This is a genomic window from Pseudomonas sp. USTB-Z (genome assembly GCF_019691255.1).
GTDB classification, from domain to species: Bacteria; Pseudomonadota; Gammaproteobacteria; order Pseudomonadales; family Pseudomonadaceae; genus Aquipseudomonas; species Aquipseudomonas alloputida.
The window spans coordinates 244,917-264,822 of record NZ_JAECZP010000001.1; the positions used below are offsets into that span (position 1 = coordinate 244,917).

The 19,906-nt window shown below is 64.5% G+C and carries 17 protein-coding genes; 11 read left to right on the plus strand and 6 right to left on the minus strand.

The annotated features are described in order from the left end of the window. Positions 1-138: 138 nt before the first annotated feature. From I8746_RS01110 to I8746_RS01135, 6 genes are read right to left on the minus strand one after another with little or no spacing between them, the layout of a single operon-like run. Positions 139-612, minus strand: coding sequence for a chemotaxis protein CheW (locus I8746_RS01110; RefSeq protein ID WP_014754670.1), 474 nt, complete (start codon positions 610-612; stop codon positions 139-141). Beyond that, complete coding sequence (locus I8746_RS01115; RefSeq protein WP_221099841.1) at positions 605-5,545, minus strand: Hpt domain-containing protein; 4,941 nt, start codon at positions 5,543-5,545, stop codon at positions 605-607. Before I8746_RS01115 ends, I8746_RS01110 begins: the two co-directional genes overlap by 8 nt. Before the next feature lie 12 nt (positions 5,546-5,557). Further along, positions 5,558-7,582 carry a methyl-accepting chemotaxis protein gene (locus tag I8746_RS01120; protein ID WP_256658262.1) on the minus strand — a complete coding sequence of 675 codons (2,025 nt, stop codon included), beginning with the start codon at positions 7,580-7,582 and terminating at the stop codon, positions 5,558-5,560. A 47-nt stretch (positions 7,583-7,629) separates the two neighbouring features. Next, a complete protein-coding gene (locus tag I8746_RS01125) occupies positions 7,630-8,184 on the minus strand; it encodes a chemotaxis protein CheW (protein ID WP_014754673.1) in 555 nt (184 codons plus the stop codon). Further along, positions 8,181-8,546 carry a twitching motility response regulator PilH gene (pilH, locus tag I8746_RS01130; RefSeq protein WP_014592657.1) on the minus strand — a complete coding sequence of 122 codons (366 nt, stop codon included), beginning with the start codon at positions 8,544-8,546 and terminating at the stop codon, positions 8,181-8,183. Before pilH ends, I8746_RS01125 begins: the two co-directional genes overlap by 4 nt. Before the next feature lie 47 nt (positions 8,547-8,593). Continuing rightward, positions 8,594-8,995 carry a PleD family two-component system response regulator gene (locus I8746_RS01135; RefSeq protein ID WP_003249324.1) on the minus strand — a complete coding sequence of 134 codons (402 nt, stop codon included), beginning with the start codon at positions 8,993-8,995 and terminating at the stop codon, positions 8,594-8,596. 238 nt (positions 8,996-9,233) lie between these two features. Between I8746_RS01135 and gshB the strand changes: the two genes are divergently transcribed. From gshB to phaC, 11 genes are all read left to right on the plus strand, one after another. Then, the gene (gshB, locus tag I8746_RS01140) at positions 9,234-10,187 is read left to right on the plus strand and encodes a glutathione synthase (RefSeq protein WP_003249322.1); all 954 of its coding nucleotides are present in this window, start codon (positions 9,234-9,236) and stop codon (positions 10,185-10,187) included. A gap of 91 nt (positions 10,188-10,278) precedes the next feature. Beyond that, on the plus strand, positions 10,279-11,184 hold the full coding sequence (locus I8746_RS01145) for an energy transducer TonB (RefSeq protein ID WP_014754675.1): 906 nt from the start codon (positions 10,279-10,281) through the stop codon (positions 11,182-11,184). A 164-nt stretch (positions 11,185-11,348) separates the two neighbouring features. Then, entirely contained in the window at positions 11,349-11,918 is a 570-nt protein-coding gene (locus tag I8746_RS01150) for a YqgE/AlgH family protein (protein WP_003249318.1), read from the plus strand. Then, entirely contained in the window at positions 11,918-12,343 is a 426-nt protein-coding gene (ruvX, locus tag I8746_RS01155; RefSeq protein ID WP_003249316.1) for a Holliday junction resolvase RuvX, read from the plus strand. The genes I8746_RS01150 and ruvX overlap by 1 nt, the downstream gene beginning before the upstream one ends. 49 nt (positions 12,344-12,392) lie before the next feature. Then, positions 12,393-12,911: a bifunctional pyr operon transcriptional regulator/uracil phosphoribosyltransferase PyrR gene (gene pyrR / locus I8746_RS01160; protein ID WP_003249313.1), complete on the plus strand. Its 519-nt coding sequence runs from the start codon at positions 12,393-12,395 to the stop codon at positions 12,909-12,911. Positions 12,912-12,923: 12 nt separating this feature from the next. Further along, positions 12,924-13,928, plus strand: a complete 1,005-nt coding sequence (locus tag I8746_RS01165) for an aspartate carbamoyltransferase catalytic subunit (RefSeq protein WP_003249311.1) — start codon at positions 12,924-12,926, stop codon at positions 13,926-13,928. Further along, positions 13,925-15,196, plus strand: coding sequence for a dihydroorotase (locus I8746_RS01170; protein WP_012053915.1), 1,272 nt, complete (start codon positions 13,925-13,927; stop codon positions 15,194-15,196). The genes I8746_RS01165 and I8746_RS01170 overlap by 4 nt, the downstream gene beginning before the upstream one ends. 242 nt (positions 15,197-15,438) lie before the next feature. Next, on the plus strand, positions 15,439-15,969 hold the full coding sequence (gene hslV / locus I8746_RS01175) for an ATP-dependent protease subunit HslV (protein WP_003249309.1): 531 nt from the start codon (positions 15,439-15,441) through the stop codon (positions 15,967-15,969). 76 nt (positions 15,970-16,045) lie between these two features. Further along, complete coding sequence (gene hslU / locus I8746_RS01180) at positions 16,046-17,389, plus strand: ATP-dependent protease ATPase subunit HslU (protein ID WP_003249308.1); 1,344 nt, start codon at positions 16,046-16,048, stop codon at positions 17,387-17,389. 166 nt (positions 17,390-17,555) lie between these two features. Next, positions 17,556-17,933 (plus strand): gamma-butyrobetaine hydroxylase-like domain-containing protein, encoded by a 378-nt coding sequence (locus tag I8746_RS01185; RefSeq protein ID WP_003249306.1) that lies wholly within the window; start codon positions 17,556-17,558, stop codon positions 17,931-17,933. Between the two features lie 268 nt (positions 17,934-18,201). Continuing rightward, positions 18,202-19,881: a class II poly(R)-hydroxyalkanoic acid synthase gene (phaC, locus tag I8746_RS01190; RefSeq protein ID WP_004576724.1), complete on the plus strand. Its 1,680-nt coding sequence runs from the start codon at positions 18,202-18,204 to the stop codon at positions 19,879-19,881. Positions 19,882-19,906 lie beyond the last annotated feature (25 nt).

The following is a 19,906-nucleotide window of genomic DNA, read 5'->3' on the forward strand; positions in this document are numbered from 1 at the left end:
CGGCCTTGTGTCGCGAAGGGGGCGCGAAGCGGCCCCAGGCTGTCATTGCCACTGCATGAACCGCCGGGGCTGCTGCGCAGCCCTATCGCGACACAAGGCCGCTCCCACTCCAGACCACCAGGCCCTGCGCCTCACATCCTAACCAAGGTCAGGTTGCAGATCCGCGTCACGCACCAGCCTTTCCAATGCGACCAGGTCCGGCACCCGCGCCACCTGCTCACCCACCTGCACCGCCGCCAGCTCCAACCTGCCCAGCGCCACATCCACGTAGTTCAGCTGGCTGTCGAGCTTGCACGAGCGCGGAATGTCCTGCAGCAACAGCGCCAGGTACCGCAAACCGGTATCGCCCAACGCATTGAGCACCACCACGCGAGCCCGCTCCCCGCACGGCGTCTCACCACCGCACGCGGCCTCGAAACCGATCAACGGCAGGCGTTGCTGACGCCAGTTGATCCACCCCAGGTGCCAGGCGGGGTCGCCATGCTGGCACACCAGGTTACGCTGCCCGCTCAACTCGGCCACCGCCACGTTGGGCAACACCAGCGTGCGGTCCCCCAACGGTAGCAACAGCCCGGTCAGGCTGCTGCGTTGGCCGGAAATCAGTTCAAGCATGGGCCTGGCTCCAATGGGCGATGCTCTGCAACAGCAGCGACTCCTGGTACGGCTTGCCCAGGTATTCGTTGACACCGATGGCCATGGCGCGGTCCCGGTGCTTCTGCCCAGTACGCGAGGTGATCATGATGATCGGCAAGTCTTTCAACCGTGCGTCACGGCGGATGCGTGTGGCCACCTCGAAGCCGTCCATGCGCGGCATTTCAATGTCCAGCAACAACACGTCGGGCCGGTGCTCTTCCAGCAGGGCCATGGCATCGACGCCATCCTTGGCCGTGAGCACGCTCATGCCGTGGCGCTCCAGCAGGCGGCTGGTAACCTTGCGTACGGTTACCGAATCGTCCACCACCATCACCAGCAAGGCACGGCGCGGTGCCGGGCCAAGCAACTGGCGTTGGCTACCGCCTCCGGGCAGGCGGGCTAGCCGTCGCTGCTGGCCGCGCAGCTGGCCCAGCAGGTCAAGAATCAGTACCACCCGGCCATCGCCCAGCAGTGTCGCCCCCGATAACCCGGCAACCGCGGCAAACTGCGGCCCCAGGCTTTTCACCACGATCTCGCGGCTGGGCGACAGGCTGTCGGCCTGGATGGCAAACGACTGCTCCTTGGAGTGCACCAGCAGCACCGGCAACGGCACACTTTGCCCAAGCAGCGCCGGGCGCGGCAGGCCTTGCAGCAACTCGCCCAGGTAGCGCAGCTCGTATTCGTGGCCGGCATAGACATAGCGCGGCGAGTCCAGCTGGTAGCACGCCGCAAGCTCGGCAGGTGGCACGCGGACAATGCCCTCGATGGTATTGAGCGGAATGGCGTACTGCTCATCGCCCAGGTGCACCATCAGCGCACGGTTGATCGACACGGTGAACGGCAGGCGGATCAGGAAACGCGCGCCCTTGCCCTGCGCCGACTCGATACTCATCGAGCCACCCAGTTGCTTGACCTCCTCGTGCACCACATCCATGCCCAGCCCGCGCCCGGAAATCTGGGTAATCTTTTCGGCGGTGGAAAAGCCTGGCCGCAGGATGAACTGCAGGATTTCGTGGTCACTCAACTGCGCCTGCGGGTCCAATAGGCCGCGCTTGATGGCCTTGCGCCGCACTGCTTCCAGAGGCACGCCAGCACCATCATCCGTCATTTCGATGACGATATCGGCGCCCTCATGCAGCAAATTCAGGTGAATGGTGCCCTGCTCCGGCTTGCCGGCGGCCAGGCGCATTGCGCGGCTTTCCAGGCCGTGGTCAACGGCGTTGCGCAGCATATGCTCCAGCGGCGCCACCATACGTTCCAGCACACTGCGGTCCAGTTCGCCCTCGGCATTGCCAACCACCAGTTCCACCTGCTTGCCCAGCTCGCTGGCCACCTGCCGCACCACGCGCTGCAAGCGCGGCACCAGGCGCTCGAACGGCACCATCAGGGTGGCAGTCAGGCCCTCCTGCAACTGGCTGTTCACCCGCGCCTGCTGCTGCAGCAGGCTGTAGGCCTCCTGAGCGCGCTGAGCCAGGGTCTCCTTCAGGTCGAGCAGGTCCGAGGCAGACTCGAAGAGGGCCCGTGACAGCTGCTGCAGCTGGGAGTGGCGGTCCATTTCCAGCGGGTCGAAGTCGTCATAGGCATCGCCTTCGAACTGCTGCCGGCTGGAGATTCGCCCCTGGGTCTCGACATCCAGACGCAGCAACTGATCACGCATGCGCTCGAGTGTGGTCTCCATCTCGTTGAGGGCGAACTGCGCGTCGTTGACCTGCTGCTCGATGCGCCCACGGATGATCGAGTGCTCGCCGGCCAGGTTACCCAGGTCGTCGAGCAGCTCGGCGTCGACCTTGACCATGTCACCCGGTGCCCGCTCTGGTGCTGCTGCCGGAACTTCGGCGGTTGCAGCTTCTGGCGGCCCCTGGCCTGCGGCAGTGTCTGTCAGTGCGGCGCTGCTGAAGTTGCGAATGTAGTCGATCAGCGCCGTGGCGGCATGCAGCGGCTGCCCCAGGCGCACAGCGTCAAGCATATGCGCCAGCCGGTCGTGGCAGTTCTGCAGCAGTGCGAACAGTGGCGCGCTTGGCGGCAATCTACCCGCAGCCAACAACTCGTAGAGGAACTCCAGTTCGTGGGCCAGGTCGCCGATCGGGGTGATTTCGACCATGCGCGCCACGCCTTTGAGGGTGTGCAGGTCGCGCATCAGGTTGTCCACCTCGACGCTGCTGCGCGGGTCGGCCTGCCAGCGCGCCAGAGCCGCCGCGGCGCTCTCGACGATGTCCGAGCTTTCTTCCAGGAACACTTCCAGCAGCTCTTCGCCGGGGCTTTCCGGCGCCTCGGCAAGCGGCTCTGCCACCTGCGGCTGCAACGGCGGGTGCGGCAGCCCCAAGGTATCGGCCAGGTCCATGTCCGGGTGCAGCGGTGTGACCGTATCGATGCCCACCAGGCCGGTGGCATCCGGCGCCAGGGCCTGGTCCAGCAGGTTGCGCAGGCTATCGACCAGCTCCGGGCGCGGTGGAATATCCTGCCCGGCCGCCACTTCGTCCAGCATGTCCAGCAAGGCCTCATGGGCCCGCTGGGCCTGGCTGAAGAAGCGGGAATCGGCAGGCAGGCTGCCCTCCTCCACCGCGCCATACAGGTCCAGCAACGCCTCGCACACCTCATCCATCTGCCACAGGTCGGCCAGGTGCGCAGCGTGCCCCAGGGTGGTCATCTGGTCGAGCAGGTTATCCAGTGCGTCGCGCTGGGCGGGCTGTTGCTGCCAGCGCGACAACAACGTCTCTGCATCGAGCAGAATGTCCATGGCCTGCGCCAGGAAGCTGGCGACCAACTGCGGATCACGCTTGCTGCGGCCGGCATGGTGCGAGTCTTCATGCAGACTGGCCAGGCGGCCGTCCACGGCCTGGCCCACCTGCTCGATCAGTTCCGCGGCGCCGGGAATGGCGGCCAGCGGTGTGCTATCGAGTTGCGCCAAGCCCAGATGGAACAACGACCGCGCAGCTTCCAGCCACTCCATCTCGGCCATTTGCAGTGGCAGTTGATGACCCTTGTATTCACGGGCCAGGCGGTCGAAGGCGGTGGCCAGTTCGGCGACCGGCATCACCCCGGCCATGGCGGCACTGCCTTTGAGCGTGTGCAAGGCACGCTGCAAGTCATCACTGACCGGCGTATCGTGGCCGCCGGCGCTTTGCAGATAAACCTCAAGGCTGGCCAGATGGCCCTGCGCCTCGGTACGAAAAATGCCCAGCAACTGCGGATCGAGGCCATCGACACCGGCAGCCGCCGGGGCATCGTTTTCGGCCAGGCTGTGCAGGTGCCCGGCCAATTGCTCGATTTCAGTCAGTTGCGGCAACTGGCCGGCGGCAAAGTCGGCCAGCAAGTCAGGCAGGTGAACGAACACCTGCTGCAGCGCTACAACCCCTTCCGGGGTGAGCACGCTGCGGCCCTCGAGCACCCGGTTCAGCAGGTGCTCGGCGCCCCAGGCCAGTTCAGCCACCGCCTCGGCATGCACCATGCGGCCACTGCCTTTGAGTGTATGCAGCGCGCGACGCACTTCGCCCAGCGCCTCGCGCTGCTGGTTGTCGGCACGCCAGCGCAGCCAGTGGCGCTCGATTTCCGGCAGCAGCTCGCCCGCTTCATCAAGGAACACCTCGCGAAGCTCGTCATCGATGCCGTCGCCACTGCCGTCCAGGTCTGCGCTGGCCCCAACCACCGCGCACTGCACACCCAGCGCCGCCAGGCTGGCCCGTGCCATCTCGATAAAGGGTTGGCCATCGGCCAGCGGGTCTGCCGTGCGCCATTGCAGGTAGCATTCGGCAGCGCTCAGTGCCTCGGCCAAATGCGTCAGCTCATCAAGCGGCGGCTCTTCCTCCAGGTGCTGCAGCCAACGCTGCACATAGCTTGCGCAGCCGACAAACAGCTCGGCCACGGCCGGCAGCATCAACATGGCCAGTGCCCCGCGAATCTGCTGCAACAGCCCCGGCAAGGGCTGCAGACGTTGCCGCGGCCAGTCGGACTCCAGGTAATCGCCGATCAGATCCTTGGCCTGCTGCAACACGTTCAGCGATTCATTCAGCACCAGCTGGCGTATCTCGGCCAGGTCCGAGCCCGGCAGGCTGCCTTGGCCGTTTTCCTCCAAAGGGCCGACCATGCCGTTCAGGGAGGCCTCCACGTACAGCAGGGCCCCCGCCACGTCCATCAACACCGCGTCGTCCACCGCCCGCTCGCCCTGAGCCAATGCCTGCAACGCCAGCACCTGGTCGATGATCACCCGCCGCGGTTGCTGAAAGCCCAGTACCGCCAGGGTGTCAGCCACGTGGCGCAACGGCGCCAACAGCGCATCGAGCTGTTCGCGGTGCTGACGGTCGCCGCGCCCGAACTGGTCCAGCCGCTCCTTGATGCGCATCAAGTCATCGCACAGTGCAGTCACCACCGAACGCAGCGCATCGCGCCCCGACCCGGCCTGCAGTTGGTCACGCCAGTTGCCCAGCGACAGGTCGAGGTTGGCAAGATCATCGTCACCCGCGAAGCGTTGGGCGGCGCCGGTCATCAGGCTGGCCTGGGCCAGCGGTTCCTCCCCACGGCAGGCACGCAGCTGGTTGAGCAACGGCAGCATGACCAGTGGCAGGTCGTGGCGGGCACCGCGCAACCGCTCCAGGTACGAGGGCAACTGCTCCAGGCCGCGGAACAATGCGCCCAGGCAATCACCCCGGGGGCTGACCTGGCCGTCGGCCAACGCCTTGGCAAACAGCTCCAGCTCCTCGGCCAGGCGCGTGGCGCCGCGCAGTTCGAGCATGCGCAGGCAGCCGTGCACCTGGTGCAGGTTGTCGACCACGAAAGCCATCATCGACAGGTCGCCCGTCTCGCCGGCAAAGCGCTCCAGCGCCTGCCGTGCCTGGCCCAGGCAATCGAGGATGGCGGCCTTGGTCCAGGCCAGCGCCACTGTTTCGTGACGCTCGGGGCTTACTGCAGAAGCCATGGTCACTATTCCTTAACGCGGCTCGGTAGGGGGTGGCAGGGTGAAACCGGACACCGAACGGCGCATCTCGCTGGCCATGCGGGCCAAGTGGCGGATGCTGTCGGCGGTGGCACCGGAGCCGGCAGAGGTTTGCGCGGTAATCTGCTGGATCACCGCCATGGTGTGGGAGATCTGCCCGGCCGACGAGGTCTGCAACTGGGCAGCGTCGGAGATGCTGTGGATAAGGTCGGCGAGGTTCTGCGATACCCCTTCGATCTCGGCCAGCGCCACCCCGGCATCCTGGGCCAGGCGTGCGCCACGCACCACTTCGGCGGTGGTCTGCTCCATGGAGATCACCGCTTCGTTGGTATCGGCCTGGATGGTACGCACCAGCGCCTCGATCTGGCGGGTGGCAGACGATGAGCGCTCAGCCAGGCGCTGCACCTCGTCGGCAACCACGGCAAATCCGCGGCCGGCCTCACCGGCCAGCGAGGCCTGGATAGCGGCGTTCAGGGCAAGAATGTTGGTCTGGTCGGCAATGTCGTCGATCAGGCTGACGATGTCGCCGATTTCCTGGGAGGACTCGCCCAGGCGCTTGATCCGCTTGGCGGTGTCCTGGATCTGCTCGCGAATGTTGTCCATGCCGTTGATGGTGTTGTGCACCACCTCGTTGCCCTTGTTGGCGATGGCCACCGAACGCTCGGCCACCTTGGCCGATTCGTAGGCATGCGCCGAAACCCGATCGATCGACTCGACCATGTCACCCACCGCCTCGGACGCCTCGCTGATCTGTGCAGCCTGGTGTTCGGAGGCCTTGGCCAGTTGCCGCGCAGTGTTCTGCGTGTCCTGCACAGCGGCGGCGACCTGCACTGCACTGTGGTTGATGGTGGCGACCAGGTCGCGCAACTGGTCCACGGAATAGTTGATCGAGTCAGCAATGGCGCCGGTGAAGTCTTCAGTCACCGATACGGTCACCGTCAGGTCGCCATCTGCCAGCTCTTCGATTTCGTCGAGCAGGCGCATGATGGCCTGCTGGTTGCGTTCGTTCTTTTCTGCGGTCTCGCGCAGTTGGCGGTTGGTGGTGCGCACCATGACCAGGCCGATGAGGATGATCGAGGCCAGCGCCAGCAGCCCCAGGGCATAGCCGCCAACGGTGTCGAGGGTGCGCCCGCCAGCCAGGTTCTCGAAACCGTTCGCCAGGTGCGACGCTTCGTCGAGCAGGGTTTGCGAAAGGCTGAAGATGTTGCCCGCAGCCTCCCGCACACGGAACAGTTCGGGCGAGGTTTCGAGGATTTCATCCACCGAACCGGCAACAAACTGGAACAGCTCGGCGATTTCGGCCAGCCGCGCACGCGCGTCGGCGTCCTCGACACGGGTTATCTGGATTGTCGCATTGCCATTGAGCATACCCTCCAGCACCTGGCCAAAGCGCCCGGCGTCACGGCCGAAGGCATCGGCCGCCTGGGCGGCGCTGTCGTCACCGGCCAGCACGGTGTTGACCGAGCCAAGGATACGTTCGGCCAGCAACAGCTGGCGCTGGGCCACCGCAACCTGGTTGGCCGGGGCACCGCTCTGCAGCAGGATCTCGACCACTTTTTCGTATTCCACCTGCAACTGCGGCACGGTCTCGGCCAGGGTCGCTGCCACCTGGTGCAGCGACAGCACGGTCTGCTCGCTGGCCAGGATGATGTCGGTGTTCTTGCGCAGGTTTTCCCAGTCGCGGCGTACCGATTCCATCTCGTCACGCACCGCAGGTGGCGCAGGCGGCAGGCCAGTGGACTTGTCACCCTGGCGCAGGTAGCCCCAGCGTCGTTCGAAATCATTGCGTGCATCCGACAGCAGCTTGAAAGCCAGGGCCTTGCCGGTGGCCGCCTCGGTGGCGTTCTTGGCGATACGCTGCGACAGCACGCGCAGCTCGCCGGCATGGCCGATGTACTGCTTGTCGTAGTTGGATTGGGTATTCAGGTAAGCAAAGTTGGCGAACAGCAAGATGATCGAAAGGATCAGGATCAGGAACAGCACGGTGATCTGCGCGATGCTGCGGGTACGTGGGCTCACGGTGGTGGCAGTGACGGGGGTGGCAGGCTTGTTCACGTTCGCAGGTCCTATAACGCCACATCGAGAAAGCCTGGCGCCTGGGCCAAGGCAAAGGGGCTGAAGATCGCCCAGTTACGTTCACGCGGAAAATGCCCCTGCACAAAGCGTGCAGCGGCAGGGATCAGCGGCTGCGGCGGCGACAGCTGCAGGCTGTCGAGGGCAAAGTGCTGAAGGCCCAGCACCTCGTCGACCAGCAAGCCGACGAACAGGTCGTCGTGATCCAGCACCAGCACTCGCCGCTGCTTGCCCGGTGCGGCGTGGCCCAGGCCGAAGAAGCAGCTCAGGTCCATCACCGGCAACAGCCGGCCACGCAGGTTGGCCACCCCGCACACCCACGGCTGCACGCCGGGGACGCGGCTACTGCGCGGCTCGCGCAGCACCTCGGCCACTTCGCCCATGGGCGCGACGAACCACTGCCCGGCAATGCGAAAGCCAATGCCGCTCCACTGCTGCACGCGGTTGTCCTGCGGCGGCTGGTCGGCGACCAGCAGGCGGCAGCGCCGGTCGATGTCCAGCAACAACTCAAAGGCGGTCAGCGACGCGCCTTGCGGGCGGGTGGTCAAGCCCCCAGCACTTCTTTGAGCTTGGCGATCAGCGCCTCCTCTTCCACCGGTTTGGTCAGGAAGTCACGGGCACCCTGGCGCGTGGCCCAGATACGGTCGGTTTCCTGGTCCTTGGTGGTTACCACGATCACTGGAATAGCGCTGGTTTCCGGGTCCTTGCTGAGCTGGCGGGTGGCCTGGAAGCCGTTCATGCCAGGCATGACAATGTCCATCAGCACCGCGTCGGGCTTGTCCTGCCGGGCCAGGGCCACGCCGTCGGCACCGTTGCTGGCCTTGAGCACCTGGTAGCCGTGCTTTTCCAGCCATTCGGTCAATCTGTACATCTCTGTCGGCGAGTCGTCGACAATCAGAACTCGGGCCATGCTGTTTCCCCATCAGGAAAGTAGGACCGCGCCATGGCGGGGCTCGGTCAGGGTGCGTGTTGTTGAGGTGTGGCAAACCCGGGCACATGGGCGCGGATCGCATCGAGCAGTTCTTCCTTGCTGAACGGTTTGGTCAGGAACTGATCGGAACCGACCACCCGGCCGCGGGCCTTGTCGAACAGCCCATCGCGGGACGACAGCAGGATAACCGGGGTGTCCTTGAAGGCACTGTTGTGCTTGATTACCGCGCAGGTCTGGTAGCCGTCCAGGCGTGGCATCAGCACATCGACAAAAATGATGCTGGGCTGATGGTCGACGATCTTGGCCAGGGCATCGAAGCCATCGCTGGCGGTGATTACCTCGCAGCCCGCTTCACCGAGCAACATCTGCGCGGTGCGGCGGATCGTGCGGGAATCGTCGATCACCATCACCTTCAGGGGTTGTTCCATAGACGCCTACCAGTAGGATTGAAGCCGCAAGTTGCAAGCGGCAAGCTGCAAGAAAGCAGCTCGGCGCATGGATGCTCTTTTCTTGAGGCTTGTAGCTCAAGGCTTGCAGCTGCATTTTTAGCACACTCCGGGTGGCCATTCCATCTGCCGCGCCCCTTGACCGGCGGCGTTCCCGGCGCCACCCTGAGCCACTTTTCTTTCGATCCACCGCGGCCACCTGCCGCCAAGAGGACCCCCCATGAGCGTTCGCCTCGGCATTGTAATGGACCCCATCGCGTCCATCTCCTACAAGAAGGACAGCTCGCTGGCCATGCTGCTGGCCGCCCAGGCACGCGGCTGGAGCTTGTTCTACATGGAACAGCAAGACCTGTACCAGGGCGAAGGCAAGGCACGCGCCCGCATGCGCCCGCTGACGGTGTTTGCCGACCCTGCACGCTGGTTTGAACTGGGCGAGGAGCAGGACAGCCCGCTGGCCGAGCTGGACGTGATCCTGATGCGCAAGGACCCGCCCTTCGACATGGAGTTCGTCTATAGCACTTACCTGCTGGAACAAGCCGAGAACGACGGCGTACTGGTGGTAAACCGCCCGCAAAGCCTGCGCGACTGCAACGAGAAGATGTTCGCCACGCTGTTCCCGCAATGCACCACCCCGACCCTGGTCAGCCGCCGCCCGGACATCCTTCGCGAATTCACCGCCAAGCATGCCGACGTGATCCTAAAGCCACTGGATGGCATGGGCGGTACGTCGATCTTCCGTCACCGGGCGGGCGACCCCAACCTGTCGGTGATCCTGGAAACCCTGACCGCACTGGGCACCCAGCAGATCATGGCCCAAGCCTACCTGCCGGCAATCAAGGACGGCGACAAGCGCATCCTGATGATCGATGGCGAGCCAGTGGACTATTGCCTGGCACGCATCCCGGCCAGCGGCGAAACCCGTGGCAACCTGGCCGCGGGCGGGCGTGGCGAAGCCCGCCCACTGACCGAGCGCGACCGCTGGATCGCCGCCCAGGTCGGCCCGACGCTGCGCGAGAAGGGCCTGCTGTTCGTTGGCCTGGACGTGATCGGCGACTACCTCACCGAAATCAACGTCACCAGCCCCACCTGTATCCGCGAGATCGATGCCGCCTACAACACCGATATCGGTGGCAAACTGATGGATGCCATTGATCGCAAGCTCAAGGCACGCTGACAGCCAACGCGAAGTAAAGCCGTAGAGTGGGGTATGATGCCGGTCCTATTCGACTGAGCTGCTGCCCCGCCCTGCGGTTGCTGGATACCTGATGACGCTGCCCGCTGACGTCCCTGCCGACCTGCTGCCTCCCCGTGTTCGCCCTGCGGACCGGCTTGGCTTCACCCTGTTCCTGGCTGCGCTGGTGCACCTGGCGCTGATCCTTGGCGTCGGTTTCACCGTGGTCAAGCCTGCCGAAATCCGCCACACCATGGACATCACCCTGGCCACCTTCAAGAGCGAGAAACCGCCCGAGAAGGCTGACTTCCAGGCCCAGGACAACCAGCAAGGCAGCGGCACCCTGGACAAGAAAGCGGTGCCCAAGACCACCGAGCTGGCGCCGTTCCAGGACAGCAAGATCAACAAGATCACCCCACCGCCTGCGGCCAGGCCCGAGGTGGTACCACCCCCTACCCCGAAAAAGTCGGCGGTGGTGACTACTGCGCCCAAGCCGCACAAGGTCGAACCCAAACCCAAGGAAAGCAAAGCACAGCCCAAGCCAGCCACACCGGCGCCGGACTTCGACAGCTCGCAGTTGTCCAGCCAGATCGCCAGCCTGGAGGCGGAGCTGTCCAACGAGCAGCAGATGTACGCCAAGCGCCCACGCATCCATCGCCTGAACGCCGCGTCGACCATGCGCGACAAGGGCGCCTGGTACAAGGAAGAGTGGCGCAAGAAGGTCGAGCGCGTGGGTAACCTGAACTACCCCGATGAAGCACGCCGACAGCAGATCTACGGCAACTTGCGCATGATGGTGTCGATCAACCGCGATGGCTCGCTGTACGAGGTACTGGTGCTGGAATCGTCCGGGCAGCCCGTACTGGACCAGGCGGCGCAGCGCATCGTGCGGCTGGCCGCGCCGTTTGCACCGTTTACCGGTGATCTGGCCGAGTTCGACCGGCTGGAGATCATCCGCACCTGGCGCTTTGCCCGTGGGGACCGTTTGTCCAGTAATTGAGTTCAGCCTTGGTGTAGGGCTTTCGGTGCGTGCTAGCGCGGATATCGAGCGCCGCGCGGGCGGCGCTCGATCTCAAAAGCGCCAAAAACCTCAAGCCAAGCGCCAACCTGACGACACAAATCCGCACCTTGTCAGTCTCGCCACCTGGCGCCACACTATCCCCCATGAAAACCCTCGCACCCAGCTACCTCAAGCACCAGTTCCTGATCGCCATGCCGCACATGGCCGATCCGAACTTCGCCCAGACCCTCACGTATATCGTCGAGCACAATGAGCATGGCGCCATGGGCCTGGTGGTCAACCGACCACAGGAACTGAGCCTGGCCGACATCCTCGAGCAGCTGCGCCCGGACGAAACGCCGCCGGCCAGCACCTTGCAGGTGCCGATCTACCAGGGTGGCCCGGTACAAACCGACCGCGGCTTCGTGCTGCACAGCAGCGAGTGCAGTTTCCAGGCCAGCGTGGCGCTGGAAGGGCTGTCGCTGACCACGTCACAGGACATATTGCTGGCTATCGCCGCCGGTGTGGGCCCGAAACAGAGCCTGATCACCTTGGGCTATGCCGGTTGGGAAGCGGGCCAACTGGAAGCGGAACTGGCCGACAACGCCTGGCTGAACTGCCCGTTCGACCCGGAAATCGTCTTCGGTATGGCCAGCGACCTGCGCCTTGAGGCTGCGGCCGCCAGCCTGGGGATCAACCTGCACCTGCTGACCAGCCAGGCGGGCCACGCCTGATGGCTGAGCTACGCCTGCTGCTGGGCTTCGACTATGGCAGCAAACAGATCGGCGTGGCCGTCGGCCAGGTGATTACCGGCCAGGCCCGCGAACTGTGCACCCTGAAGGCGCAGAACGGCGTACCGGACTGGGCCCAGGTGGAAAAGCTGATTGCCGAATGGAAGCCAGATGCCATTGTCGTCGGCCTGCCGCTGAACATGGACGGTACGCCCAGCGAGATGAGCGCCCGCGCCGAAAAGTTCGCCCGCCGCCTGAACGGCCGCTTCAACCTGCCCGTGCACACGCACGACGAGCGCCTGACCACCTTCGAGGCCAAAGGCGAGCGCATGGCCCGTGGCGGCCAGCGTGGCAGCTACCGCGACAATCCGGTCGATGCCATTGCCGCTGCCTTGCTGCTGCAAGGCTGGCTGGAGGCCAATACCTGATCATCTTTGCCGCCGGGTCCACCCGGCGCACCCTTCCGAGGAGCCCGCAATGAGCCTACCCAATCCCGCCGAGCTGATCCGGCAGATGGCTGTCGACCTTCGTGCCCACCTGGCGCGCCGGGCAATCACCGAGCCCCGTTACATCGGTATCCGCACCGGCGGCGTCTGGGTTGCCCAGGCCCTGCAGGATGCTATGGGCGACACCAGCCCAATGGGCACCCTGGACGTGTCGTTCTACCGTGACGACTTCAGCCAGAACGGCCTGCACCCACAAGTGCGCCCGTCCGAGTTGCCGTTCGAAGTCGAAGGCCAGCACCTGGTGCTGGTGGATGACGTGCTGATGAGCGGTCGCACCATCCGCGCGGCGCTCAACGAACTGTTCGATTACGGCCGCCCGGCCAGCGTCACCCTGGTCTGCCTGCTGGACCTGGATGCCGGCGAACTGCCGATTCGCCCGAACGTGCTCGGCGCCACCCTGTCGCTGGGTGCCCATGAACGGGTAAAATTGACCGGACCCGCACCGCTCGCCCTCGAGCGCCAGGACCTCGCCTCCGCTTCCGCCCTTTAAGAGTCCCCCGCGATGACGCCAATCGACGCCAAGCGCCCGCTGCAGCTCAATGATCAGGGCCAGCTGCGCCACTTCCTCTCGCTTGACGGTTTGCCTCGCGAACTGCTCACCGAGATCCTCGACACCGCCGACTCCTTCCTGGAAGTCGGTGCCCGGGCTGTGAAAAAAGTCCCGTTGCTGCGCGGCAAGACTGTGTGCAACGTGTTCTTCGAGAACTCGACCCGTACCCGTACCACCTTCGAACTGGCAGCCCAGCGCCTGTCGGCCGACGTGATCAGCCTGAACGTGTCGACCTCCTCGACCAGCAAGGGCGAAACCCTGTTCGACACCCTGCGCAACCTCGAAGCCATGGCCGCCGACATGTTCGTCGTACGCCACTCCGACTCCGGCGCCGCGCACTTCATCGCCGAGCACGTGTGCCCGGAAGTGGCCGTGATCAACGGCGGTGACGGCCGCCACGCGCACCCGACCCAGGGCATGCTCGACATGCTCACCATCCGCCGTCACAAAGGCAGCTTCGAAAACCTGTCCGTGGCGATCGTCGGCGACATCCTGCACTCGCGTGTGGCCCGTTCCGACATGCTCGCGCTCAAAGCGCTGGGTTGCCCGGACATCCGTGTGATCGGGCCGAAAACCCTGATCCCGATCGGTATCGAGCAGTACGGCGTGAAGGTCTACACCGACCTCGCCGAAGGCCTGAAAGACGTCGACGTGGTGATCATGCTGCGCCTGCAGCGTGAGCGCATGGCCGGTGGCCTGCTGCCCAGTGAAGGCGAGTTCTACCGCCTGTTCGGCCTGACGACCGCGCGCCTGGCCGGGGCCAAGCCTGACGCCATCGTCATGCACCCGGGCCCGATCAACCGTGGCGTAGAAATCGAGTCGGCGGTTGCCGATGGCAAGCACTCGGTGATCCTCAACCAGGTCACCTACGGTATCGCCGTGCGCATGGCCGTGCTGTCCATGGCCATGAGCGGGCAGAACGCGCAACGTCAATTGGACCAGGAGAATGCCCAGTGACCATCAGTATTCTTGGCGCCCGGGTGATCGACCCCAACAGTGGCCTGGACCAGGTCACCGACCTGCACCTGGACGGCGGCCGCATTGTCGCCATCGGCGCCGCACCGGCTGGTTTCAGCGCCAGCCGCACGATCCAGGCTGATGGCCTGGTCGCTGCGCCCGGCCTGGTCGACCTGGGCGTGTCCCTGCGCGAGCCGGGTTACAGCCGCAAAGGCAACATCGCCAGTGAAACCCGCGCTGCCGTTGCCGGCGGTGTCACCAGCCTGTGCTGCCCGCCGCAGACCAAGCCGGTGCTGGACACCTCGGCGGTAGCCGAACTTATCCTTGACCGCGCCCGCGAAGCCGCCAACAGCAAGGTCTACCCGGTCGGCGCCCTGACCAAGGGCCTGGAGGGCGAGCAACTGGCCGAACTGGTGGCCCTGCGTGACACCGGTTGCGTAGCGTTTGGCAACGGCCTGAAGGAAATCCCCAACAACCGTACCCTGGCCCGCGCCCTGGAGTATGCCGCCACCTTCGACCTGACGGTGGTGTTCCACTCCCAGGACCGCGATCTGGCCCAGGGCGGCCTGGCCCACGAAGGTGCCATGGCCAGCTTCCTCGGGCTGCCGGGCATCCCGGAAAGCGCCGAAACCGTGGCCCTGGCGCGCAACCTGCTGCTGGTGGAACAGAGCGGTGTGCGTGCGCACTTCAGCCAGATCACCAGCGCCCGTGGCGCGCGGCTGATCGCCCAGGCCCAGGCCTTGGGCCTGCCTGTGACCGCCGATGTAGCGCTGTACCAGCTGATCCTCACGGACGAGTCGCTGCGCGAGTTCTCCAGCCTGTACCACGTGCAGCCGCCGCTGCGCACCGCTGCCGACCGTGACGGATTGCGCGAGGCGGTGAAGTCGGGGGTGATCCAGGCCATCTCCAGCCACCACCAGCCGCACGAGCGCGACGCCAAGCTGGCCCCGTTCGGCGCCACCGAGCCGGGTATCAGCAGCGTCGAGTTGCTGCTGCCACTGGCCATGACCCTGGTGCAAGACGGCCTGCTCGACCTGCCGACCTTGCTGGCCCGTCTGAGCAGCGGCCCGGCTGCCGCCCTGCGCCTGCCGGCTGGGGAGCTGAAAGTGGGTGGCGCGGCCGACCTGGTGCTGTTCGACCCGCAAGCGTCCACCGTTGCTGGCGAACAATGGTTCTCCCGTGGCGAGAACTGCCCGTTCATCGGCCACTGCCTGCCAGGTGCAGTGCGTTATACCTTGGTCGATGGCCACGTCTGCCACGAGGCCTGAGCAACCCCTGTGAGAGCGGCCTTGTGTCGCGATAGGGCCGCAAAGCGGCCCCAGCGATCTATGCATGATGCCGAGATCCTGGGGCCGCTGCGCGGCCCTTTCGCGACGCAAGGCTCCCACATTGACCACCTACAACCTTGAGCCTGCACCAACCATTCATCCCCCCCGGTTGAAATCCTTCCCCCCACCCCCATATGAGTCTGCATCAGGCACTTTCGCCCCGCTGCGTGGAGACTCTCCCCTTGACCACAATCGTTTCTGTCCGCCGTAACGGCAAAGTCGTCATGGGCGGCGACGGCCAGGTATCCCTTGGCAACACCGTGATGAAAGGCAACGCCAAGAAGGTGCGCCGCCTGTACCACGGCCAGGTCATCGCGGGCTTCGCCGGCGCCACTGCCGACGCCTTCACCCTGTTCGAGCGCTTTGAAGGTCAGCTGGAAAAACACCAGGGCCACCTGGTACGCGCCGCCGTCGAGCTGGCCAAGGAATGGCGTACCGACCGCTCACTGAGCCGCCTGGAAGCCATGCTGGCCGTGGCCAACAAGGATGCATCCCTGATCATCACCGGCAACGGTGACGTGGTCGAACCCGAAGATGGCCTGATCGCCATGGGTTCCGGCGGCGCCTATGCCCAGGCCGCAGCCCGTGCCCTGCTGAACAAGACCGACCTCTCGGCCCGCGAAATCGCCGAGACCGCCCTGAACATCGCCGGCGACATCTGCGTGTTCACCAACCACAACCTGACCATCGAGGAGCAGGACCTGGCCGACTGATTCAGCTGTTCTGGCGCCCCTTCCCGGTGAAGGGGCTTTTCCACGCTGACTCACCTGCCCAAGGACCGTATTGATCATGTCCATGACCCCCCGCGAGATCGTCCACGAACTCAACCGCCACATCATCGGCCAGGACGACGCCAAGCGCGCCGTGGCCATTGCCCTGCGCAACCGCTGGCGGCGCATGCAGCTCCCTGCCGAGCTGCGTGCCGAAGTCACCCCCAAGAACATCCTGATGATCGGCCCTACCGGCGTCGGCAAGACCGAAATCGCCCGCCGGCTGGCCAAACTGGCCAACGCGCCGTTCCTCAAGGTCGAAGCCACCAAGTTCACCGAAGTGGGCTACGTGGGCCGCGACGTCGAATCGATCATCCGTGACCTGGCCGATGCCGCGCTGAAGATGCTGCGCGAGCAGGAAATCATCCGCGTGCGCCACCGCGCCGAAGACGCCGCCGAAGACCGCATCCTCGACGCCCTGCTGCCCCAGGCACGCGTCACCAGCTTCAGCGAAGAAGCCGCACAGACCAGCAGCGACTCCAACACCCGCCAGCTGTTCCGCAAGCGCCTGCGCGAAGGCCAGCTGGACGACAAGGAAATCGAGATTGAAGTGGCCGATGCCGTCGGTGTCGAAATTGCTGCGCCGCCCGGCATGGAAGAAATGACCAACCAACTGCAAAGCCTGTTTGCCAACATGGGCAAGGGCAAGCGCAAAGCGCGCAAGCTGAAGGTGAAAGAAGCGCTGAAGATGGTTCGCGATGAAGAAGCGAGCCGCCTGGTCAACGAGGAAGAACTCAAGGCCAAGGCTCTGGAAGCGGTCGAACAGCACGGCATCGTGTTCATCGACGAAATCGACAAGGTTGCCAAGCGCGGCAACGTTGGCGGCGCCGATGTGTCCCGTGAAGGCGTGCAGCGCGATCTGCTGCCGCTGATCGAAGGCTGCACCGTCAACACCAAGCTGGGCATGGTCAAGACCGACCACATTCTGTTCATTGCCTCGGGTGCATTCCACCTGAGCAAGCCGAGCGACCTGGTGCCCGAGCTGCAAGGCCGCCTGCCGATTCGTGTCGAGCTGAAGGCACTGACCCCGGAAGACTTCGAGCGCATCCTGCAGGAGCCGCACGCGTCGCTGACCGAGCAGTACCAGGCATTGCTGAAGACCGAAGGCCTGAACATCGAGTTCCTCGCCGACGGCATCAAGCGCCTGGCCGAGATTGCCTACCAGGTCAACGAGAAGACCGAAAACATCGGTGCCCGCCGCCTGCACACTCTGCTCGAGCGCTTGCTCGAAGAAGTGTCGTTCAGTGCGGGCGACCTGGCCAGCACCCATGACGAAGCGCCGATCCAGATCGACGCGGCGTATGTGAACAGCCACCTGGGTGAGCTGGCACAGAACGAAGACCTGTCGCGTTACATCCTGTAAGACCGGTTTCGACAGTTTCGCGGGCAAGCCCGCTCCTGCACATGTCACCCCATCCCTTGGGCCTGTGGTGATCCGTGCAGGGGCGGGCTTGCCCTCGAAGAGGCCCTTGAATCCCTCCCCCATAAGCTGGAAGCTGTGCTTCATCAGCTCCCGAGAGATTCTGCCCATGGCCCGCCTGCCTACCGCCATCAACCTGCACAAAGCCTCCAAAACCCTCAGCCTCACCTACGCGCCCGGCGAGGTCTACCACCTGCCTGCCGAATTCCTGCGCGTGCACTCTCCCTCCGCCGAGGTCCAGGGCCACGGCAACCCCATCCTGCAGTTCGGCAAGATCAACGTTGGCCTCAGTGGCCTGGAACCTGCCGGCCAATATGCACTGAAACTGACCTTCGACGACGGCCATGACAGCGGCTTGTTCACCTGGGAATACCTTGAGCAACTGTGCCTGCGCCAGGAACAACTGTGGGCGGAATACCTCGACGAGTTGCACAAGGCCGGCAAATCTCGCGACCCAGCCGAATCTGTGGTCAAGCTCATGCTCTAGCGCAAGGCCTGAGGGGTTTAGAGCGCATTTTCTAAATTCATCTGTTTGAATGACTTGCAGACAGCCCAGTGAAGGGCTGTCTTGCGCATTACACGAAAGTCGGGTAACCAATGGGTGTGGCAAGTTCCCTGCATCACTTTGCAGGTCGTCAGCACCCACGCAGCACCGCTGTTCCTTATCACTGGTCACCCGAGTAGCAGTACCGGGCTCAGGGCTGTGCACCCACCACAGCAACCGGTACTCGTCTCAGGACAACGGAGCGTCGTAGATGAGTAACAAGAACAACGATGAGCTGCAGCGGCAGGCCTCGGAAAACACCCTGGGGCTGAACCCGGTCATCGGCATCCGCCGCAAGGACCTGTTGAGCTCGGCACGCACCGTGCTGCGCCAGGCCGTGCGCCAACCGCTGCACAGCGCCAAGCATGTGGCTCACTTTGGCCTGGAGCTGAAGAACGTGTTGCTGGGCAAATCCAGCCTGGCCCCGGACAGCGACGACCGTCGCTTCAATGATCCGGCCTGGAGCAACAACCCGCTGTACCGCCGCTACCTGCAAACCTACCTGGCCTGGCGCAAGGAGCTGCAGGACTGGGTCAGCAGCAGCGACCTGTCCCCCCAGGACATCAGCCGCGGCCAGTTCGTCATCAACCTGATGACCGAGGCCATGGCGCCGACCAATACCCTGTCCAACCCGGCTGCGGTCAAACGCTTCTTCGAAACCGGCGGCAAGAGCCTGCTCGATGGCCTGTCCAACTTGGCCAAGGACATGGTCAATAACGGCGGCATGCCCAGCCAGGTGAACATGGATGCCTTCGAAGTGGGCAAGAACCTGGGCACCAGCGAAGGCGCGGTGGTGTACCGCAACGATGTGCTGGAACTGATCCAGTACAGCCCCATCACCGAGCAGGTGCATGCCCGCCCGCTGCTGGTGGTGCCACCGCAGATCAACAAGTTCTACGTGTTCGACCTCAGCCCGGAAAAGAGCCTGGCGCGCTTCTGCCTGCGCTCGCAGCAGCAGACCTTCATTATCAGCTGGCGCAACCCGACAAAGGCCCAGCGCGAGTGGGGCCTGTCCACCTACATCGATGCGCTGAAAGAAGCCGTCGACGCGGTGCTGGCGATTACCGGCAGCAAAGACTTGAACATGCTCGGCGCCTGCTCCGGCGGCATCACCTGTACCGCACTGGTGGGCCACTATGCCGCCATTGGCGAGAACAAGGTCAACGCCCTGACCCTGCTGGTCAGCGTGCTGGACACTACCATGGACAACCAGGTTGCATTGTTTGTCGACGAGCAGACCTTGGAGGCCGCCAAGCGCCACTCTTATCAGGCAGGCGTGCTGGAAGGCAGCGAAATGGCCAAGGTGTTCGCCTGGATGCGCCCCAACGACCTGATCTGGAATTACTGGGTCAACAACTACCTGCTGGGCAATGAGCCCCCCGTGTTCGACATCCTGTTCTGGAACAACGACACCACGCGCCTGCCGGCCGCCTTCCACGGCGACCTGATCGAAATGTTCAAGAGCAACCCGCTGACCCGCCCCGATGCCCTGGAAGTGTGTGGCACCGCGATCGACCTGAAACAGGTCAAATGCGACATCTACAGCCTCGCCGGCACCAACGACCACATCACCCCATGGCCGTCATGCTACCGCTCGGCACATCTGTTCGGTGGCAAGATCGAATTCGTACTGTCCAACAGCGGGCATATCCAGAGCATCCTCAACCCGCCGGGCAACCCGAAGGCACGCTTCATGACCGGTGCCGACCGCCCGGGGGACCCGGTGGCCTGGCAGGAAAACGCCACCAAGCATGCAGACTCCTGGTGGTTGCACTGGCAAAGTTGGCTGGGCGAGCGTGCCGGTGCGCTGAAAAAGGCACCGACCCGCCTGGGCAACCGTGCCTACGCCGCCGGCGAAGCCTCCCCAGGCACCTACGTTCACGAGCGTTGAGTTACAGCGCCGTGGTGGCCCGCGG